General features: G+C 69.0%; 23 protein-coding genes. 14 read left to right on the forward strand and 9 right to left on the reverse strand.

From position 1 onward, the window contains the following. Positions 1 to 59 precede the first annotated feature (59 nt). Together ATK30_RS20230 and ATK30_RS20235 are read right to left on the reverse strand one after the other, a co-directional pair. Complete coding sequence (locus tag ATK30_RS20230; RefSeq protein WP_101436936.1) at positions 60 to 641, reverse strand: HAD family hydrolase; 582 nt, start codon at positions 639 to 641, stop codon at positions 60 to 62. A 16-nt stretch (positions 642 to 657) separates the two neighbouring features. Then, positions 658 to 1,674, reverse strand: a complete 1,017-nt coding sequence (locus ATK30_RS20235) for a threonine aldolase family protein (protein WP_167441957.1) — start codon at positions 1,672 to 1,674, stop codon at positions 658 to 660. 142 nt (positions 1,675 to 1,816) lie between these two features. On the opposite strand from ATK30_RS20235, the gene ATK30_RS20240 reads away from it, so the two are divergent. Genes ATK30_RS20240 through ATK30_RS20250 form a run of 3 tightly spaced genes read left to right on the forward strand, consistent with a single transcriptional unit; the run spans position 1,817 to position 3,657 of the window. Then, positions 1,817 to 2,326 (forward strand): SigE family RNA polymerase sigma factor, encoded by a 510-nt coding sequence (locus tag ATK30_RS20240; protein WP_101436938.1) that lies wholly within the window; start codon positions 1,817 to 1,819, stop codon positions 2,324 to 2,326. Beyond that, positions 2,319 to 3,008 (forward strand): hypothetical protein, encoded by a 690-nt coding sequence (locus tag ATK30_RS20245; protein ID WP_101436939.1) that lies wholly within the window; start codon positions 2,319 to 2,321, stop codon positions 3,006 to 3,008. The genes ATK30_RS20240 and ATK30_RS20245 overlap by 8 nt, the downstream gene beginning before the upstream one ends. Before the next feature lie 37 nt (positions 3,009 to 3,045). Then, positions 3,046 to 3,657, forward strand: a complete 612-nt coding sequence (locus tag ATK30_RS20250) for a TetR/AcrR family transcriptional regulator (protein ID WP_101436940.1) — start codon at positions 3,046 to 3,048, stop codon at positions 3,655 to 3,657. A 6-nt stretch (positions 3,658 to 3,663) separates the two neighbouring features. Here ATK30_RS20250 and ATK30_RS20255 read toward each other — a convergent pair whose 3' ends face one another. Then, positions 3,664 to 4,077 carry a RidA family protein gene (locus tag ATK30_RS20255; RefSeq protein WP_101436941.1) on the reverse strand — a complete coding sequence of 138 codons (414 nt, stop codon included), beginning with the start codon at positions 4,075 to 4,077 and terminating at the stop codon, positions 3,664 to 3,666. 12 nt (positions 4,078 to 4,089) lie between these two features. After that, on the reverse strand, positions 4,090 to 4,746 hold the full coding sequence (locus ATK30_RS20260) for an HD domain-containing protein (RefSeq protein WP_167441958.1): 657 nt from the start codon (positions 4,744 to 4,746) through the stop codon (positions 4,090 to 4,092). A gap of 72 nt (positions 4,747 to 4,818) precedes the next feature. Between ATK30_RS20260 and ATK30_RS20265 the strand changes: the two genes are divergently transcribed. Further along, complete coding sequence (locus ATK30_RS20265) at positions 4,819 to 5,751, forward strand: GlxA family transcriptional regulator (protein ID WP_101436943.1); 933 nt, start codon at positions 4,819 to 4,821, stop codon at positions 5,749 to 5,751. Here the strand turns inward: ATK30_RS20265 and ATK30_RS20270 are convergent. From ATK30_RS20270 to ATK30_RS20280, 3 genes are read right to left on the reverse strand one after another with little or no spacing between them, the layout of a single operon-like run. Continuing rightward, positions 5,741 to 6,433 carry a FadR/GntR family transcriptional regulator gene (locus ATK30_RS20270; RefSeq protein WP_101440951.1) on the reverse strand — a complete coding sequence of 231 codons (693 nt, stop codon included), beginning with the start codon at positions 6,431 to 6,433 and terminating at the stop codon, positions 5,741 to 5,743. The genes ATK30_RS20265 and ATK30_RS20270 overlap by 11 nt on opposite strands. Further along, entirely contained in the window at positions 6,430 to 7,416 is a 987-nt protein-coding gene (locus ATK30_RS20275; RefSeq protein ID WP_101436944.1) for a lactonase family protein, read from the reverse strand. Before ATK30_RS20275 ends, ATK30_RS20270 begins: the two co-directional genes overlap by 4 nt. Further along, complete coding sequence (locus tag ATK30_RS20280; protein WP_101436945.1) at positions 7,413 to 8,027, reverse strand: bifunctional 4-hydroxy-2-oxoglutarate aldolase/2-dehydro-3-deoxy-phosphogluconate aldolase; 615 nt, start codon at positions 8,025 to 8,027, stop codon at positions 7,413 to 7,415. Before ATK30_RS20280 ends, ATK30_RS20275 begins: the two co-directional genes overlap by 4 nt. Positions 8,028 to 8,107: 80 nt before the next feature. Between ATK30_RS20280 and ATK30_RS20285 the strand changes: the two genes are divergently transcribed. The 7 genes from ATK30_RS20285 (at position 8,108) to ATK30_RS20315 (ending at position 14,632) form a co-directional block, all read left to right on the forward strand. Next, on the forward strand, positions 8,108 to 8,788 hold the full coding sequence (locus ATK30_RS20285; RefSeq protein WP_101436946.1) for an SDR family NAD(P)-dependent oxidoreductase: 681 nt from the start codon (positions 8,108 to 8,110) through the stop codon (positions 8,786 to 8,788). Positions 8,789 to 8,805: 17 nt separating this feature from the next. Beyond that, positions 8,806 to 9,954 (forward strand): galactonate dehydratase, encoded by a 1,149-nt coding sequence (dgoD, locus tag ATK30_RS20290; RefSeq protein ID WP_101436947.1) that lies wholly within the window; start codon positions 8,806 to 8,808, stop codon positions 9,952 to 9,954. A gap of 34 nt (positions 9,955 to 9,988) precedes the next feature. After that, the gene (gene purB, locus ATK30_RS20295; RefSeq protein WP_101436948.1) at positions 9,989 to 11,416 is read left to right on the forward strand and encodes an adenylosuccinate lyase; all 1,428 of its coding nucleotides are present in this window, start codon (positions 9,989 to 9,991) and stop codon (positions 11,414 to 11,416) included. A 145-nt stretch (positions 11,417 to 11,561) separates the two neighbouring features. After that, positions 11,562 to 12,365, forward strand: coding sequence for a substrate-binding periplasmic protein (locus ATK30_RS20300; RefSeq protein ID WP_101436949.1), 804 nt, complete (start codon positions 11,562 to 11,564; stop codon positions 12,363 to 12,365). Positions 12,366 to 12,385: 20 nt separating this feature from the next. Beyond that, entirely contained in the window at positions 12,386 to 13,147 is a 762-nt protein-coding gene (locus tag ATK30_RS20305) for an ABC transporter substrate-binding protein (RefSeq protein ID WP_101436950.1), read from the forward strand. 4 nt (positions 13,148 to 13,151) lie between these two features. Then, entirely contained in the window at positions 13,152 to 13,895 is a 744-nt protein-coding gene (locus ATK30_RS20310; protein WP_101436951.1) for an amino acid ABC transporter permease, read from the forward strand. Next, positions 13,892 to 14,632 (forward strand): amino acid ABC transporter ATP-binding protein, encoded by a 741-nt coding sequence (locus tag ATK30_RS20315; RefSeq protein WP_101436952.1) that lies wholly within the window; start codon positions 13,892 to 13,894, stop codon positions 14,630 to 14,632. The genes ATK30_RS20310 and ATK30_RS20315 overlap by 4 nt, the downstream gene beginning before the upstream one ends. Here ATK30_RS20315 and ATK30_RS20320 read toward each other — a convergent pair. After that, positions 14,592 to 15,113, reverse strand: a complete 522-nt coding sequence (locus ATK30_RS20320) for an NUDIX domain-containing protein (RefSeq protein WP_101436953.1) — start codon at positions 15,111 to 15,113, stop codon at positions 14,592 to 14,594. The two genes, ATK30_RS20315 and ATK30_RS20320, sit on opposite strands and share 41 nt — an antisense overlap. 84 nt (positions 15,114 to 15,197) lie before the next feature. Here ATK30_RS20320 and ATK30_RS20325 point away from each other — a divergent pair, with 84 nt between their 5' ends. Further along, positions 15,198 to 16,085: an MOSC domain-containing protein gene (locus ATK30_RS20325; RefSeq protein ID WP_167441959.1), complete on the forward strand. Its 888-nt coding sequence runs from the start codon at positions 15,198 to 15,200 to the stop codon at positions 16,083 to 16,085. Here the strand turns inward: ATK30_RS20325 and ATK30_RS20330 are convergent. Further along, positions 15,968 to 16,762 carry an SAM hydrolase/SAM-dependent halogenase family protein gene (locus ATK30_RS20330; RefSeq protein ID WP_167441960.1) on the reverse strand — a complete coding sequence of 265 codons (795 nt, stop codon included), beginning with the start codon at positions 16,760 to 16,762 and terminating at the stop codon, positions 15,968 to 15,970. The two genes, ATK30_RS20325 and ATK30_RS20330, sit on opposite strands and share 118 nt — an antisense overlap. Before the next feature lie 47 nt (positions 16,763 to 16,809). On the opposite strand from ATK30_RS20330, the gene ATK30_RS20335 reads away from it, so the two are divergent. Together ATK30_RS20335 and ATK30_RS20340 are read left to right on the forward strand one after the other, a co-directional pair. Then, complete coding sequence (locus ATK30_RS20335; protein WP_101436954.1) at positions 16,810 to 17,691, forward strand: phosphoribosylaminoimidazolesuccinocarboxamide synthase; 882 nt, start codon at positions 16,810 to 16,812, stop codon at positions 17,689 to 17,691. A gap of 70 nt (positions 17,692 to 17,761) precedes the next feature. After that, the gene (locus tag ATK30_RS20340; RefSeq protein ID WP_101436955.1) at positions 17,762 to 18,583 is read left to right on the forward strand and encodes a helix-turn-helix domain-containing protein; all 822 of its coding nucleotides are present in this window, start codon (positions 17,762 to 17,764) and stop codon (positions 18,581 to 18,583) included. Positions 18,584 to 18,599: the final 16 nt, after the last annotated feature.

Genomic DNA, 18,599 nt, shown 5'->3' on the forward strand with positions numbered 1-18,599 from the left:
AGCCATACTGAGCACACCGCGGCTCCCGCACCGAGGAAGTGCGGGAGCCGTTTCGATGCTCAGGCCAGTGCCGCGAGGGCGGCCTCGGCTCCGTCCCACAGGTGCGCGCGGATTCCGACCGCTCGGGCACCGTCGACGTTGACCTGGCGGTCGTCGAAGAACAGGCACTCGTCCGGTTTCGCGCCCAGTTTGTCCAGCAGCAGCTGGAAAATCTCGGCGTCCGGCTTCGCGACCTTCACGTCGCCGGAGAACAGCGTGTGCTTGAACAGCTTCGACCACTCCTGCTCGCGAACCCAGACACCGAAGGCCGACGGCGCGTTCGACAGCAACGCGAGCGAGGCTCCGGCTTCGGACAGCGACTGCAGCAGGTCCAGCGAGCCAGGCGCGAGCTGCCCCCAGCCCGCGACGTCGAGCGCGGTCAGCTCGGCCGACAGCGCGTCGTCCACCTTCGCGCCCACTTGGTCGCCGATCGACGTCCAGTACTCCAGATCGGTGCAGCCGCGGTCGTACGGGTCTCGCACGCTCCAGTACACCGGTTCGAACGTCTCGAGCGAGACGCCCATCGCGGCGGCCAGCTTCGGCACCGCGGCGGTGCGCAGACTGAGCACCTCGCCGTAGTCGAACACGATCCAGTTGGTCACCCGAGTCCCCCAGGGTTCAGGCGCCGGATTTGATCCGGCGCAGTGCTTCGTCGATGTCCGCGGACGACAGGTCGCGGTGCGTCACGAACCGGACCTTGCCCGCCATGGGCAGGGCTTGAATGCCGAGCGAGTCGAGCCAGTTCAGCGCGGTCGGCACGTCGGGCACCCCGGCGAGCACGATATTGGTGTCCGGGGTTGGCACGTCCCAGCCGTGTTCGGAGAGACCGTTCGCCAGCCGTTTCGCGAAGTCGTGCGCCTCGGCGAGCTCGTCGACGCGGTCGAGCGCGACCAGGCAGGCCGCGGCGAGGACCCCTCCCTGACGCACGCCGCCGCCGAGCATCTGCCGCATCCGGCGGGCCTGCTCGACGAACTCGGCGCTGCCCGCGACGACGGAGCCGACCGGCGCGCCGAGGCCCTTGCTGAAACACGCCGACACGGAGTCCACGCCGACCGTCAGGGCGGCGGGCGGCACCTGGAGCGCGACGGCCGCGTGCCAGATCCGCGCGCCGTCGAGGTGCACGGTGAGTCCGGCCTGCTTCGCGACGGACAGCAGTTGCGCGTGCTCGTCCGGCGGAGTGACGGCGCCGCCGGCCGCGTTGTGCGTGTTCTCCAGGCACAACAGCGTGGTGCGGAGTGCGAAGTACGGGCCGGGGTTGCCGATCGCCGCTTCGAGCGTTTCCGGCAGGCATCGGCCCGGGCCCGCGTCGTGTTCGAGGATGTCCGGCATGCCGCCGGCCAGCCAGGCCGCCGAGCCGAGTTCGTTGGCGAGCACGTGCGCGTTGCGGGTGGCGAGGAACCGGTCGCCGCGCCGCAGGTGGACGCTCAGCGCGATGAGATTCGCCATCGTCCCGCTCGGCGTCCACAGCGCGGCGGGCATGCCGAGCGTTTGCGCGGCCCGGCGCTCGAGTTCGGCGATGGTCGGGTCGGTGCCGATGACGTTGTCGTCGACCTCGGCCTCGGCCATGGCCGCGCGCATGATCGCGTCCGGGCGGGTGACGGTGTCGGAACGGAAGTCGATCAGCTGCCCAGTCATGGTCACAGTCCGATCACATCACACAGGTGGGCGCGGCATCAATGCGGCGGGGGGGTGGAACGTTTCCGGCCGGACGTGCAACCGTGGACGCCCCCGGATCCGTCCCTTCACCGGACATGGCCAGAGCGGAGCTGCAAAGCGCGTGGACCAGCGCGACGAACGAGAGTTCGCGGAGTACTTCGCCGCGAAGCGGGACGCAGTGCGCCGGACTGCCTATCTCCTGTGCGGGGATTGGCACAAGGCCGACGATCTCGCGCAGACGGCGTTCGTCGCGTTGCACCGGAGGTGGAAGAAGATCAGAGACCGCGCGGCGACCGACGCGTACGTGCGCAAGACGCTGGTGCGCGCGGTCATCGACGAGTCCCGGCGTCCGTGGCGGCGGGAGCGGCAGACCGAGGTGCTGCCGGAGCCCGTGGACGACAGTCCCGGGCTCGCCGAACGCGTCGCGACTCGCGAGGACCTGCTCGCGGCGTTGAAGGAAGTGCCGCCCAAGCAGCGGGCGGTGCTGGTGCTGCGGTTCTTCGACGGCCTGGACGTCGGAGCCGCGGCTGCCGCGCTGGGCTGCAGCGAAGGCAATGTGAAGAGCCAGACCGCGCGCGGGCTGGCGAATCTGCGTCAGGTGCTGGAACGGGAGGTGGAGACCAATGGATGAGCGGGAGGCCGAGACGTTGTTCTCCGCCGTTCCGGGCGAGGTGCCGCCTCCGACCTTCTCGGTGGACGACGTGGTGCGCCGTTCGAAGCGGGAGACGCTGCGCAGGCGCAACCGGATCACCGTCGGCGCGGCGGCATTGGTCGTGGCCGCCGGGTTCGGCACCTGGGGAATCGTGGGTGTTTCGAGCGATAAGTCTGGTTCTGCCTCGAATTCCGCGGCCGCACCGGCGCAACCCGGCGGGCCGGCGGCACGTCCTTTCAGCAATGGGGATGACTTCCCGGATCAGCCGTCTCGGCAGGGAGCCGGCGAAACCGGGAGGACCGGCCCTCGGGCCGAAGGCACCTCCGGGTGCGGACGGGTGGACTGGGAGCTCGCCACTGCCCTCGCTGGCGAGCTCCCAGGCCACTTCACCGCCGCGCAGGCTTCCCCAGGCAGCGTCTGTACGACGTCCTCGCGCGGCGCGGGGTTCCCGCTTCCGGACGGGACGATCGGCGCGGCGGTGTTCGCTCGCGGCACCGCGGTGAACGTGCCCACGCAACCGGCCGGATCCGTCACCGTGCGTCAGCAAACCGGCAGTGGCGGAACTCTCGTGCTGGTCAGCGTGCCGGGAACTTCCGGGCATCCGGCACCGTACGCGACCGACCTGACGCGCTTCGCTGCGTCGCTGGCCCCCCGGTTCTGATCGGCGGCCTCCGGCGCGGCTGGCAGAATGTCCGGGCATGACGGCAGCAGCCACCACCCCCAAGGGCGAGCGACGACGGGCAGCGCTCGTCGAAGCCGCTGCTGAGCTGCTGGCCGAGGGCGGTTTCGACGCGGTCCGGCACCGCGCGGTCGCCGAGCGGGCCGGTCTGCCGCTGGCGTCCACGACGTACTACTTCGATTCGCTGGAAGAGCTCGTCACCGCCGCGGTGGAACACCACGGGCAGACCGAGCTGGCCAACGGGCGACGGCAGCTGGAGGACCTGACGACCCGGAACCGGGGCGTGCAGGCGACCGTGGAACTCGTGCTGGACATGCTGCTCGGCCCGCAGAGCGGCGACCCGGAAGCCGACGCCGAGGCGGTCCTGCTGCGCTACGAACGCCTGGTCGCGACCGGACGTCGGCCGTACCTGCGTCCGTTGATGCGGACGCTGTCCCAGCAGCTCAACGAACTGCTGACGGAGATCTTCGCCCGTTCCGGGACGCCCGTGGCCCCCGACGAGCTGGACCGGCTGGTCGCGCTCGTGGACGGAGCCGTGGTGAACGCGCTGATCGCGGTCGACCCGGCCCCGCGCGCCGCGGCCGGGCGGATGCTGCGGACCGCGCTCGCGGACTCCACCAGCGTCCATTGAGGACAGTTATTCCGGGTACGCCGCGGTGGCGCGGATTTCGATCAGCAGTCCCGGACTGGCGAGCCCGCTGACGCCGATCATCGTCCATGCCGGATAGGGCTCGGCGGTCACGAGGCGGTTCTTGGCTTCCAGGAAACCGGGCAGGTGCTGGTGGATGTCGACGTGGTAGCTCGTGATGTCGACCAGCGCGGAGAGATCGAGGCCTTCTACGCGAAGGATTTCCTCGATCCGGCGGAGCGCGATCTCGGTCTGCTCCTCGATGGTTTCCGCGATCTCTCCGTCCGGACGGCGGCCGATCGTCCCAGCGATAAAGAGAAGGCTGCCCGCGCGGACGGCCGCGGAGTAACCGAAGCGGGCGAAGGCGGACGCGCCAGACGGTCCGAAGACCTTGGAGTCCTCGGGGATTGTGACGGAGTACATGGGCTTCCCTTCTCAGTTGCCCCAGCGGGACGTGCGGGCGGCACGCTCCAGCCGGGTTTCGCCGTCGGCCGCGCGTTCGCGCAGGAAATCAGCGGGCGTCGAGGGTACGGGCGCGTTCTTCGGGTTTTTCGCCGCCTGCGCGACGATCGCGTCGGTGAGCGAGCGGACCATCTCCAGCCGGGGGTAAGCGGCGTGGATCGTTTCGGCCTGGTCGTCGGTGACGGCGTCGAGGTGCTCGGTGCCGATCGGTCCGCCGAAGTCGACGGCGACCCCGGCGCGGACGAGTACGCACAGCGGACCGCGGTGTTCCGCGACGCCCGAGGTGGTGTGCAGGGCGATCGCCTGCCACACCTGATCGGCGTCTGCGGTGGAAATCCCTTGGTTGACGAGGAAACCGGCTGCCCGCTCGGCGCCTTCGACCTCGAAGCGTTCCACGTGCGGGCCGTCCGGTGCCACGCCGATGTCGTGCATCACGCAGGCGGCGAACAGCAGGTCGTCGTCATAGCCGGACATCGCTCGCCGCTCGGCGACCAGCCGGGCGAACAGATAGGTGCGGACGCTGTGGTTGAACACCGACGGCGATTCCACCGGGCGGACGACGTCGAGGACGGCGTCCGCCAGCGGAGTCGCGGGCAGCGCGACCACGGGGTCCGGAAGGAGTTCGATCATGCCTTCAAGACTGGCCCGCACCGCTCTGACCTGGCGAGTGGCAAGATTGCCGTACTTCGATAGAATCTTGCCATGACGGTGCATCGGGTCGCGGTCCTCGCGCTCGACGGCGTTCTCCCGCTGGACCTGGCGATCCCGGCGCAGGTGTTCCACGTCCGGCCGCAAACGCATTACGAGATGACGCTGTGCGCGCTCGGCCCGAAGGTCGCCACCAGCGCCGGGTTCGAGCTGGCTGCCGAAGGCGGGATCGAGGAGCTGCGCGCGGCGGACACGGTGATCGTGCCGGGGTACGACCCGATCCACGAGACGCCGGAGGCGGCGGTCGAGCTGCTGGCCGAGGCGCGCGAGCGGGGGCGTCGGGTGGTGTCCATCTGCACGGGTGCGTTCGCGCTGGCCGCGGCGGGAGTGCTGGACGGCCTGCACGCCACGACGCATTGGGAATATATTGACGAATTCGAGCGGGAATACCCGTCGGTGCGGGTCGATCGGGATGTGCTTTACGTCGACGAGGGCGACGTGCTCACGTCAGCTGGCGTGTGCTGCGGCATCGACCTGTGCCTGCACATCGTCCGTCGCGATCTGGGCGCAGCGGTCGCCAATCGGATCGCGCGCGGTCTGGTTGCCGCCCCGCACCGGGAAGGCGGCCAGGCACAGTACGTACCCGCTCCACTAGCAGAAGCTGGCGACGCTTCCCTGTCGGCCACGCGAGAATGGGCGTTGCAGCGACTGGACGAATCGCTCAGCATCCGGCTGCTTGCTCGGCACGCCGAGATGTCGCAGCGGACCTTCCTGCGCCGGTTCGCCGAGGAAACCGGGACGACTCCGTTGCAGTGGCTGCTCAACGCCCGGCTCAGCAAAGCGCGGGAATTGCTGGAAACCACGGACCATTCGGTGGACCGGGTGGCGCGGGACTGCGGACTCGGCACCCCGGCCAACCTGCGGCTGCACTTCCGGCGGGCCCTCGGGACCACGCCGACGGCCTACCGGCGAGCCTTCACTTCCTGACGCGACCGGCGTCGGCGGCGGATTTCACCAGCAGATCCAGCATCGCGGTCTCCGCGGCGGACGGGTCGTGCGCGGCGATGGCGTCCAGCACTCGGCGGTGGCTCGGTGCCGGATCGTCGGTGGGGCCGGCGCTGTGGACGAGTTTGTCCCGCTCCGCCAACCCGATCGCGATGACGCGTTCGATCTGGAGCAGGAAGTTGTTGTGCGCGGCGGCCAACAGGCTGCGGTGGAACGCCAGATCCGCCTCCACGCTCGCTTCCAGATCCGGTGCGGCGACCATCGCGTCGAGCGCGGATTCCAGCGCGGCGAGGTCTTCGGCGGTCGCGCGTTCTGCGGCCATCCGCGCGGCCGCGGGTTCGACCACGGCGCGTACCTCGGCCAATTCGTCCAGCAGGCCAGCGTTTCCGCGCGCGGTGGTCTGCCAGCGCATGACGTCGGCGTCGAGAAGCTGCCAGTTCTCGCGCGGTTGCACGAACGTGCCGTGCTTCTGCCGCGCGCCGATCATTCCCTTGGCTGCCAGTACCTTCAACGCCTCCCGCAGCGCGGTGAGACTGATGTCCAGCTCCTCGCGCAGCGCGGGCAGATCCAGCACCATGCCCTCGCGCCATTCGCCGGACAGAATGCGTGCGGCGAGCGTTTCCACGGTCTGTCCGTGCAGGCCGCGAGGGCGATGGTCGGTCACCGGAGCGGGAGCACGCACGTCGGCGAGCCGGTCGGGTATTTGCGGACCTCCGCGTTTCCGAGGTCCTTCAACGGGAAAACGGAAATGACGTCGTCTTTGAAGGCTGCGGTGAAGCACAACCCGTCCGTCACGGCGAAGTTCCACGGGTAAGAGCCGCAGGGCTGGTCGGCCACTGCCCGCAGCGGCGAGCCCGCGAACGACGTGATGCATTCCGGCCCGCGGTTCGACAGGTAGATTCCCGATTCGAGCACTTCCAGGTGTGCCACCAGGGATTCGCCGCCAGCTGCCGTCGAAGGAGTCGCCGCGACGAACTCGAACTCGCCCGGCGAAGTCTCCCGCATGGTAATGAGCTCGCCGGACAATTCTCCGGCCACGTAAGCGATTCCGTTCGCGCCACGCATGAGCTGCCGCGGTCCCGTGCCCGGCGGAAGCGGCGAAACGGCCAGCGGAGTCAGTTTTCCTTGGGGAGACAGCGTGTAGCTGCGGATTTCGTCAGTGCCGAGATCGACGGCGCTCACCACCGAACTGTCCGCCGACGGCACCGCCATGTGGACGTGCGGGCCTTCCTGCCGGTCGGCGCGCGGCCCGCTCCCGGTGTGCTGCACCAGGTCCGTGCGACCGTCGATCCGGCCGTCCGAGTGCAGGGCGAACACGGCGAGACTGCCGCCGCCGTAGTTGGCGCACAACAGAAACCGGCCGTCCGGCGTCACCGCGAGGTGGCACGGGCTGGCCCCGCCCGACTCGACCACGTCGAGCGGAGTCAGGCCGTCGTCGACCGAAACGGACGTGATCTCGCCGTAGCTCGTCTCGTTGACCGCGTACACCATCGGCAGCGCGGGATGCTGCGTCAGCCAGGTCGGCGACACCATCGGCACCGTCGAATCCGCGGTCAGCTCGCCGCCGGAGCGCCGGAAAACCGCGATCCCGGTACCGTTCCCGCCGGTTTCGGCGGTACGGCAGCCGACGAGTACGACGTCGCTCACGAGCTCTCCCTCACCATTGCGGCCACTCGGGCCCGGATGTCCTCGGCGGAGCCACGGGTCAGCGCCGACCCGATCCCGCAGGCGACGGCGCCCGCTTCGAGCCAGCGTGGCACGTCCTCGGGAGCGATTCCACCCGTCGGCACGAGCGGGGCTTGCGGAAGCGCGGCGCGCACGTCCTTGATCCACTGCGGGCCGAGCGCGGACGCCGGGAAAACCTTTACGGCATCAGCACCTTCCTCCATCGCCCGCACGATTTCGGTCACCGAACCGGTGCCCGGCAGCGCGGCGACGCCGTACCGATGAGCGGTACGCAAGACCTCGGTGTGCAGCGACGGCGACACGAGAAACTGGGCCCCTGCCCGGATCGCGGCCGTCGCGGACGACTCGTCGAGCACTGTGCCGGCCCCGATCGTGGCGTCCGGATACGCGGAGCTCAACTCCTCGATCGCGACGAGCGCGCCCGCGTTGGTGAGCGGGACTTCGACCGACTTCAGCCCAGCGTCGAGCACTGCCCGCGCGGCGGCGACGGCCGAGGCGGCGTCCGCCGTCCGCACGATTCCGACGACGCCCTGCCGGACCGCTTCGCGCGTGATCTCCCACCGGTATCCCATGGCGGTCAGCCTAGCAGGGAGATTATAAATTACTAATTATTCTTGACGGCTGCTCCAGCGCCCCGGCATGCTTGCGAACCATGCGCACTGCCGTGGTGACCGGCGCGGCGTCCGGGATCGGAGCCGCGACCACCCTCCAGCTCAACGCCGACGGCTACCGGGTGATCGGAGTCGATCTGGCCCCGGTGCCCGGTGGCGTGCAGGGTGACGTGACTGAAGACGAGACGTGGCAACGCGTTCTCGACCTGGCTGGCGAAGTCGACGCAGTGGTCAGCAACGCGTACCTGCCGACTTCGGGGCCGTTGCACGAAACCGACCGCGCGCAATGGCAACGGCAGCTCGACGTGAACCTCACCGCGTCGTACCTCGCCATGCGGGCCTGCCTGTCCGCGCTGCGATCTCGGCGCGGCTCGGTGGTGCTGGTTTCCTCAGTACACGCGCGTTTCGGGCTGCCCGGCCACCCGGCGTACGCGGCCAGCAAAGGCGCGTTGGTGTCTCTGGCCCGGCAATTGGCCGTGGAGTACGCGCCGGAAGTTCGGGTGAATTCCGTGCTTCCCGGCCCGGTCGAGACCGAGGCATGGGATCGGATCAGCGCGGAGGACCGCGAACGCAGCGTCCGCGCGACGCCCGCCGGACGGCTCGGTAATCCAGCCGAAGTCGCCGCGGTGATCGCGTTCCTGCTTTCACCCGCGGCGTCGTTCGTCACGGGCGCCGAGCTGACCGTCGACGGCGGCTGGTCGGCCGCGAAGGATTCCGCTTAGTCCGTTGTGGAGGCAGGGTGCAGATCACCGGGATCGAGACGTTCCTCGTCGCGCCGCGCTGGTTGTTCCTCAAGGTCAGCACCGACGAGGGCATCACCGGCTGGGGCGAACCGGTCGTGGAAGGACGTGCCGGGACCGTTCGCGCGGCCGTGCACGAGCTGGCCGAGCTGGTCGTCGGGAAGGATCCGCTGCGCATCGAGGACCACTGGCAGGTGCTGCGGCGCGGCGGTTTCTACCGTGGCGGTCCGGTGCTTTCCAGCGCGCTCGCCGGGTTCGACCAGGCGCTGTGGGACATCGCGGGGAAGGCCCGGAACGCTCCGGTGCACGAGCTGCTCGGCGGCCCGGTGCGCGATCGCGTGCGGGTGTATTCATGGGTCGGCGGCGACCGTCCTTCGGGCATCTTCGACGCGGTATCCGCGCAGGTCGAGCTCGGTTTTACCGCGGTGAAGATGAACGTCGCCGGTCCGCTCGGGCCGATCGCGACGCCCGCGGAGGCGGCGGCTGCGCTGGCCCGCGCCCGGGAGGCTCGGGAAGCTCTCGGACCCGATCGGGACCTGGCGATCGACTTCCACGGCCGTGTCTCGCCCGCGATGGCGCGACGGCTGGTGAAGATGCTCGAAGAAGTACAGCCGATGTTCGTCGAGGAACCGGTGCTGCCGGAACTGCCCGCCGACGTGGTCAAATCGGTGGTCGAGGCCTCGACGGTCCCGATCGCGCTCGGGGAACGGCTGTTCTCGCGCTGGGAGTTCAAACCCGTGCTGGACGCGGGCGTCGCCGTGGTGCAGCCGGATCCGTCGCACGCGGGCGGCATTTCGGAGCTGCGCCGGATCGCCGCGCTGGCCGAGGTGTACGGCGCGAACCTTGCCCCGCATTGTCCGCTCGGCCCGATCTCGCTGGCCGCCGCGCTGCAGGTGGCGTTCGCGACGCCGAACTTCCTGATCCAAGAGCAAAGCCTCGGCATGCACTACCACGACGGCCGCGAGCCGGTCGCCTATCTCGCCGACGACGCGCTGTTCCGGTTCACCGACGGCTACGCCGCGCGCCCGACCGCGCCCGGGCTCGGCATCGAGGTGGACGAGGAAGCCGTCCGCCGCGCCGACGAGACCGGGCACACGTGGCGGTCGCCGGTGTGGCGGCTGCCCGACGGCGGCTTCACGGAGTGGTGACCGCCTCGCTGACCTGCGCAGGTATCGTGGCCGCGTGACGGACAAGCCCCGCATTCCGAACGTGCTCGCCGCCCGCTACGCCTCGCCTGAGCTGGTGGCGCTCTGGTCGCCCGAACGCAAGGTCGTGCTCGAGCGGCGGCTGTGGCTCGCCGTGCTGCGGGCTCAGGCCGAGCTGGGCGTCGAGGTGCCCGAAGGCGTCCTCGCCGACTACGAGCGCGTGGTCGAGCAGGTCGACCTCGACTCGATCGCCGCCCGCGAACGCGTCACCCGGCACGACGTGAAGGCCCGGATCGAGGAGTTCAACGCCCTCGCCGGGCACGAGCACGTGCACAAGGGCATGACCTCGCGCGACCTCACCGAGAACGTCGAGCAGCTGCAGCAGCTGCGGTCGCTGGAACTGGTCCGCGCCCGCGTCGCGACGGTGCTGTCCCGGCTGGCGGCGCTCGCCGTCGAGCACTCCGACCTGGTGATGGCCGGCCGCTCGCACAACGTCGCCGCGCAGGCGACGACGCTCGGCAAGCGGTTCGCGACCGCCGCCGACGAACTGCTCGTCGCGTTCTCCCGGCTGGACAACCTGATCGAGCGCTACCCGTTGCGCGGCATCAAGGGCCCGGTCGGCACCGCGCAGGACATGCTCGACCTGCTCGGCGACGAGTCCACTTTGGACCAGCTGGAGTCGCGGATCGCCGAGCACCTCGGCTTCGGCAACCGGTTCGTCAGCGTCGGCCAGGTGTACCCGCGTTCGCTCGACTTCGACGTGCTGTCCACTGTGGTCCAGCTCGCCGCCGCTCCGTCCAGCCTCGCCAAGACGATCCGGCTGATGGCCGGCCACGAGCTCGTCACCGAGGGCTTCAAACCGGGCCAGGTCGGGTCGTCGGCCATGCCGCACAAGATGAACACCCGCTCCTGCGAGCGCGTGAACGGCCTCGCGGTGGTGCTGCGCGGGTACCTGTCGATGATCGGCGAACTGGCCGGCGACCAGTGGAACGAGGGCGACGTCTCGGATTCCGTGGTGCGCCGCGTCGCGCTGCCGGACGCGTTCTTCGCGCTCGACGGCCTGCTCGAGACCTTCCTCACCGTGCTCGGCGAATTCGGCGCGTTCCCGGCGGTGGTCGAGCGTGAGCTTGATCGCTATCTTCCGTTCCTCGCCACCACCAAGGTGCTCATGGCGTCGGTGCGCCGGGGCGTCGGGCGTGAGACGGCTCACGAGGCGATCAAGGAGAACGCCGTCGGAGTCGCCCTCGCGATGCGCGAACGCGGCGCGGAGAACGACCTCCTCGACCGGCTCGCGGCCGACGAGCGGCTCCCGCTCGACCGCGCTGACCTGGACGAACTGCTCGCCGACCGGATCTCGTTCACCGGTGTGGCCCCGCGTCAGGTCGAAGAAGTCGCGGCGCGTGTCGAGGACGTGCTCAAGCGATTCCCGGACGCCGCGGCGTACGCGCCGCAGCCGATTCTGTGAGTGCGCGCACGTCGTCCACGTGCTGAGACGGCATTACTCGATCGGGCGAAGCTTTTAGTCTTCGTGCCGAACCCGGAAGCGCCAGGCCGCCACCCCGCGGCTTGGCGCTTCTTGTCTGCGCACCCCGGATATTCAGGAAGAAGTCATGAGAAAGATCCTCAGCACGCTCGCCGTCGTAGCCGCCGCCACCGCGGGTCTTACGGCGTGCGGATCCTCGGACGCTTCTGGGGAAACCCTGCGCGTCGGCACCCTGACCGACGCCCCGCCCAGCATCTACCTGGAAAACGGCCAGTTCACCGGGTACGACAACGAACTGCTGCGGGACATCGCCAAGCGCGAGGGCTTCAAGGTCGACTTCGTCGGCACCGAGTTCTCCGGGCTGCTCGCGAAGGTGGCCGGCGGCCAGCTCGACATCGGCAGCTCGACGATCTCCGCGACCGCCGCGCGCAAGAAGACCGTGGCGTTCAGCAACGGCTACGACACCAGCTACACCACCGTCGTCAGCAAGAAGGGCGCCGCGCTGCCCGCCGCGAACTCGTTCGCCGGCAAGCGGGTCGGCGTCGTGCAGGGATCGGTGCAGGACGAGTTCGCCGCCAAGCTCGCCGGGGCCCAGGTCGTGCGGTTCCCGGACTACAACGCCGGTTTCGCGCAGTTGAAGACCGGCGGTCTCGACGGCTGGGTCGTGCCGAAGGACATCGGCCAGAAGTACCTCGACCAGAACCCGGCGGTGCCGCTCGAATTCGGCTACACCGTCGCGGACAAGGACACGCCGTCGGCGTTCGCGGTCGCCAAGTCGAACACCGAGCTGCTGAAGAAGATCAACGACGGCCTGGCCAAGGCGATCGCCGACGGCACCGCGGCCCGGCTGCACGCGCAGTTCTTCAAGGAGGCTCCGATCGCGAAGGAGCTGGAGAAGGGCGGACCGGGCCTCCCGGTGGCGAACTCCTGATGCGCGGGCACACTGGTGGCATGAAGAAACTGATCGTCACCGCCCTCGCGGCGGCACTGGTCGCCGGTCTCACCGCGTGCGGTGGCGACGCCGGCGAGACCTTGCGAGTCGGCACGCTGAGCGACTCCCGGCCCAACGCGTACCAGGAGAACGGCCAATTCACCGGCTTCGACAACGAGCTGCTGAAGGATATCGCCGCGAAAGAAGGCCTGAAGCTGGAATTCGTGTCGACCGATTTCTCGGCACTGCTCGGCAGCGTCGCGAACGGCCGGTTCGACATCGGCAGCTCGGCGATCGCGCAGACCGAGGCGCGCAAGAAGACGGTCGCGTTCAGCGATCCGTACAACTACCAGTCGCTCGGCATCGAGGCGAAGTCGACCGCGGGCATCTCCGACGAGAATTCGTTGGCAGGCAAGCGGATCGGCGTGGTGCAGGGCACGGTGTCGGACACCTGGCTGGGCGCGAACGCGCCGAAGGCCCAGGCGGTCCGGTTCCCGAGCGACGCGGCGGCGCTGAGCGCACTGAGCTCTGGAGCGGTCGACGGTGCGGTGTTCGACCAGGTGTCCGCGGAGGACTACGCGGCCAAGAACCCCGCGCTGAAGGTCACGAAGGCGATCACCACGAGCATTCCGCACGGGTATGCGGTGCGCAAGGGCAACACCGAGCTGCTGGCCAAGCTGAACGACGGCATCAAGAAGGCCGTCGCGGACGGCACCTGGCAGAAGGTGCACCAGCAGTTCGAGCCGAACATTCCGGTCCCCGCTGATTTCAAGACGAAGTAGCCTGATGGATCAGTTCCTCGACACTTTCCTCAACTGGACCTACATCTGGGAAGTTTTCCCGGACCTGCTCAAAACCGGCCTGCTGAACACCCTGATCCTGTCGGTGTCGGCGGCGGTCATCGGGACCCTGCTCGGCATGGTGCTCGCGGTGATGGGCCTGTCCACCAAGCGCTGGCTGCGCTGGCCGGCGCGGGTGTACACGGACATTTTCCGCGGCCTGCCCGCGATTCTGACGATCCTGGTGATCGGGCAGGGCGTCGGCCTGCTCGCCCGCGGTCTGGTGGGGAACAACCCGTACCCGCTGGGCATCGCCGCGCTCAGCCTGATCGCCGCCGCGTACATCGGCGAGATCTTCCGGGCCGGCATCCAGAGCGTCGACAAAGGACAGCTGGAGGCGAGCCGCGCGCTCGGCATGAGCTACTCCAAGGCGATGCTGCTGGTAGTGATCCCGCAGGGCGTGCGGCGGGTGCTGCCCGCGCTGGTGAACCAGTTCATCGCGCTGGTGAAGGACTCGACCCTGGTGTACTTCCTCGGTTTCCTTACCTCGCAACGGGAACTGTTCCGGATCGGCCAGGACCTCGCGGCCAACACGGGCAACCTGTCGCCGCTGGTGGCCGCCGGGGCGGTCTACCTGGTGATCACCGTGCCGCTGACGCACCTGGTGAACTACATCGACAAGCGGCTGCAGACCGGTCGCAAGGTGACCGCGGAAAGCACCGAAATGCTCGCGGGCGGGGCGGCGATATGAGCACGGCGATTCGTTCTTCTTCGGTGGAACTGCGCGACATCCACGTTCGTTTCGGCACGCTGGAGGTCCTGCGCGGGGTGAACCTGAAGGTGCCGAGCGGCAGCACCACGTGTGTCATCGGCCCGTCCGGTTCGGGCAAGTCGACCTTGCTGCGCTGCGTGAATCGCCTGCAGGAACCGGACAGCGGCGATTTGCTGCTGGACGGCGAGAGTGTCATCGCCTCGGATCCGGACGCGTTGCGCCAGCGCGTGGGAATGGTGTTCCAGCACTTCAACCTGTTCGGGCATCGGTCGGTTTTGGACAACATCGTGCTGCCGCTGCGCAGCGTGCGCGGTATGTCCAAAGAGGACGCCGCAGAGGTCGCCCGGGCCCGGCTGGCGGAAGTCGGCCTCGCGGACAAGGCCCCGTACCGCCCCGCGGCGCTGTCCGGTGGCCAGCAACAGCGAGTGGCGATCGCTCGTGCGCTGGCGATGGAACCGGAAGTGATGCTCTTCGACGAGGCGACGAGCGCGCTGGACCCGGAGCTGGTGAAAGGCGTCCTGGACCTGATGGCGGGGCTGGCTTCGCGTGGTCTCACCTTGATCGTGGTGACGCACGAGATGGGCTTCGCCCGGAGCGTCGCCGACGAGGTCGCGTTCATGGACGCTGGGCGGATCGTGGAGCAGGGGACGCCGGAGCAGGTGTTCGAGGCACCGGCTAGTCCTCGGTTGCAGCAGTTCTTGTCGCAGGTGCTGTGATCGGCTGGCCGTTCTCGCAGAGGATGAAGCTGTCACCGGTCTGGGCGGCGTCCCAGGCCACTCGGAGCCGCCGGGCCAGTGACGGTGCTACTCGCTGAGTTGCTTCGTCGATCGACAAGAGGTGCACGGCCAGGATCTCCGGGTCGGTGAGAGCGAGGCGGGTGGTTTCTGCCGCGGAGATTCGCCCGCCGTCGAAGATGAACGCGAGACCTTCCGGAATCCGGCCGTCGTCCGGTGCGTAGTCGAGGACCAGCAGCGGGCCGAGCGGGCGGTCGATCCCGATTTCCTCGGCTTGCTCCCGGCGCGCCGTGCGCCACGGCGGCTCGCCCGCGTCGCATACCCCGCCAGGTATGTCCCAGCTGTCCTTGTAGGACGGCTCAACGAGCAGGACGCGTCCGGTTTCGTCGCGGAGCAGAGTGCCAGCCGACATCCGCTTCCGCGGCAGCGAGCGCATGTACTCGTCGAACGGCAGCAGCTCCACGAGTCCGCAGGGTACCGGCGCGGCGGCGGTTCATGCGGAATCGTGCACTCCCGTCCCCTTCGGACCACCAGGTACCGTGATGCCATGGGGACGATCTCTCGGCTCACGTACTACCCGGTCAAAGGCTGCGCCGGCACGACAGTCCAGTCCGCCGACGTAACCCCGGCCGGTCTCGCGCACGACCGTGAGTTCATCGTCACCGCCCACGACGGAGACTTCCGCAGCCAGCGCCGCTTCCCGGTCATGGCCACGGTCCGGCCCCGCATCCTGGACGGCGGCACCCGCCTGGCCCTGTCCGCGCCCGGGATCGAAGACCTGACCATCGAAGTCCAGAAGGACGGTCACCGGCACCCCGCGGCCACCTTCAGCTGGACCGGCGAGGGCATCCACCAGGGTGCCGACGCCGCTGAGTGGTTCTCCACCGTGGTGGGTCAGCCATCCGTGCTGCTCGGCGTCACACCGGAGCATGAGCGCGTCACCAGCGGTGAGACCCCCGGCACCGCGTGGTTCGCCGACGGGCACGCGATCCTCGTCGTCTCCGAGTCCTCTTTGGACCACCTGAACGAACGGATCGCCGAGCGCGGCGGCGAACCGGTGCCGATGGACCGGTTCCGGCCCAACCTCGTGATCCGCGGCTGGGCGGAACCGCACGCCGAGGACTCGGTCCGGCGGATGGAAGCCGGCGGGGTCGAGTTCGCCTACGCGAAGCTGTGCGTCCGTTGCGCGGTGCCGATGGTGGATCAGGAAACCGGCAAGCGCTCCGGCCCGGAGCCGATCCGGTCGCTCGCCGCGTACCACCGCGACCCGGAGGGCGGTGTCCTCTTCGGCATGAAGGCGGCGGTGACCCGGCCCGGTCAGCTGGCAGTCGGCGACGCGGTGATGGTGCATTCCTCGGTCGGCCCGATTCGCAGCACCGAAGCCGCCGAGCCGCCGTTGACCGCGACGGCCAGCTTCCCCGCCGAATCGGTGTAGACGAGGTTCGCGCCGCGCGGCACGTCGGCGAAGGTCCGGCCGATCGCCGCGGACACCGCGACGTGCTCGCTGTGCACCGTCACCTCACCGGTCAAGCCGGTTAGTTCGAGGTCGGCGGGGGTGGCGGCGAGTTGGACGTTGCCGAAGTGGTCGACCGTCAGCACGTCCGAAACGAGCTTGCCCGGGAAAGCCGCGACCAGCGGTTCCGGCAGCCGCACCGGGTCGTCGATAGCAGGCCCGAAGGAACCGGGGTGCGCGCCGAGAGCGAGCTTCGCGGCAACCGGGGCGAAGACGTCACGGCCGTGAAAGGTCGCCGACGTCGGCGTGCGCACATCGATCACGTACGACGCGTACACGCCGCCTAGCGCCTCTGCGGCAGGCAGCAGCAGGCCGTTGTCCGGGCCGACCAAGATGCCGTGCGTCGCGACCACCACGATGCCACGGCGCTCTGTCCCGACGCCTGGGTCGACGACAGCGAGGTGTACGGCCTTAGGCAGCGACGGCACGGTCTGAGCGAGCACTGCCGCGCCTGAGCGCACCTGCTGCGGTGGGACGAGGTGAGTCACGTCGAGAACGCGTACGTCGGGCGCGATGCCGGCGATGACCCCGTGGCAGGCGGCCACGAAGCCGTCGCGCAGCCCGTAGTCGGAGGTGAACGAAATCCAGCGGTAGGCCATGACCTGCATCATCCTCGATGGAGCGGCGCTCGGGTTAGGGTGCAGCGGTGACGACGCTCGCCGATTACCCGAAGATCGCCGCCGGAAAAGTCCGGGATCTGTACGCGGTCGGGGACGACCACCTGCTGCTGGTCGCCTCGGACCGCATCTCCGCCTACGACTTCATCCTGGACACGCCTATCCCGGACAAGGGCCGCGTGCTCACGGCGATGAGCGTGTTCTGGTTCGAGCAGCTGTCGGACCTGGTCCCGAACCACCTTGTCGCGTACGACGACCCGCGCATCCCTGCCGAGGTACGCGGGCGCGCGCTGCTCGTACGCCGTCTCGACATGCTGCCGGTGGAAGCTGTCGCGCGCGGGTACCTCACGGGGTCCGGGTACTCGGACTATCAGCGTACGGGCGCAGTGTGCGGCGTAGAGCTGCCCGAGGGTCTCGTGGAGGCCTCGAAGCTGCCGTCGCCGATCTTCACGCCCGCGACGAAGGCGGCGTTCGGCGAGCACGACGAGAACGTTTCGTTCGACGCAGTGGTCGCGACTATCGGCGCGAAGCGCGCGGAGGAGCTACGCGAGGCGACGCTCGCGGTGTACCGCCGTGGCGCGGAAGTGGCGGCGAAGCGCGGGATCCTGCTGGCGGATACGAAGTTCGAGTTCGGCGTGGACGAGACGGGCGCGCTGGTGCTGGCGGACGAAGTGCTGACGCCGGATTCGTCGCGGTACTGGCCGGCGGAGGGGTACGAGCCGGGAAGGGTGCAGCCGTCGTTCGACAAGCAGTACGTGCGCAATTGGCTGACGGGGCCGGAGTCGGGCTGGGACAGGGAGTCGAACGTACAGCCGCCGCCGTTGCCGAGTGAAGTGGTGGAGGCGACGAGGGCAAGGTACGTGGAGGCGTACGAGAGGATGACGGGGTTGTCGCTGGAGGACTGGCTGTAGGGAAGAGAGAGCGAAGTCCCCAGGGGAGAGAACCCCGAAAACTGTCGGCACCCCCTGACACACTGCAACCATGACCACACCGTACGCAACACCGCGCGCGAGGGCATTGGGCCTGGAGTTACGCGCGGCGCGGGAGAGAAGAAGACTGGGTGTAAGAGAGTTGGCCCGGTTGCTGGGGATGACGCCTGGTTTCGTGACGAACTGGGAACGAGGACTGCGGCTGCCGAAGCCGGAGGACATCGGAGCGGTCCTGGCGCACTGCAGGGTGATCGGGCCGGACCGCAGGCGAATAGTGGAGATGGCGCGAGGAGCGCGAGAGCAGGACTGGATAGACAGCGGCGGAGAAGAGCCGTACCTGGAGTGGGAGCGCACGGCGGACGCGGTGTTCGGCTGGGAGCCGGAAGTCGTGCCGCCGTTGTTGCAGACGAGCGGGTACGCGCGAGCGCTGCTGTCGAGTGCTGCGGGCGTTGTCGCGGACGAGGTGGACGCGCGGGTAGCCGAGCGGCTGTCGCGGCGAGCAGTGCTCGATTCGGGCACGCGGTGTGTGCTGGTGCTGGGGGAAACGGCGCTGCACAAGAGGATCGGCGGCGCGGAGGCGATGGCGGAACAGCTGCGGCACCTGCGCGAGCGGTTGGCGGAAGGCAAGGTCGAGGTGCGGGTGGTCCCGGCGGACCGGCACCCGGATCTGGGCAGGGGATTCACGATTTTCGATTTCGCGGACCTGCCCTCGATCGTGCACGAGCGGTTGCTGCGGGAAAGCGCGAGCAGTTCGAGCCCGGCGCGAGTGGCGAAATACCGTGAGGTGGCGGAGACGTTGCTGAAGTTGTCGCTGCCGAAGCCAGAGACGGACGCCCTGCTGGAGTCGGCGCTGCGGAAATTGTCGGTGCCCTAGGGCAGAGTGGGTGCCG

It is taken from the genome of Amycolatopsis echigonensis, assembly GCF_002846615.1.
GTDB classification, from domain to species: Bacteria; Actinomycetota; Actinomycetes; order Mycobacteriales; family Pseudonocardiaceae; genus Amycolatopsis; species Amycolatopsis echigonensis.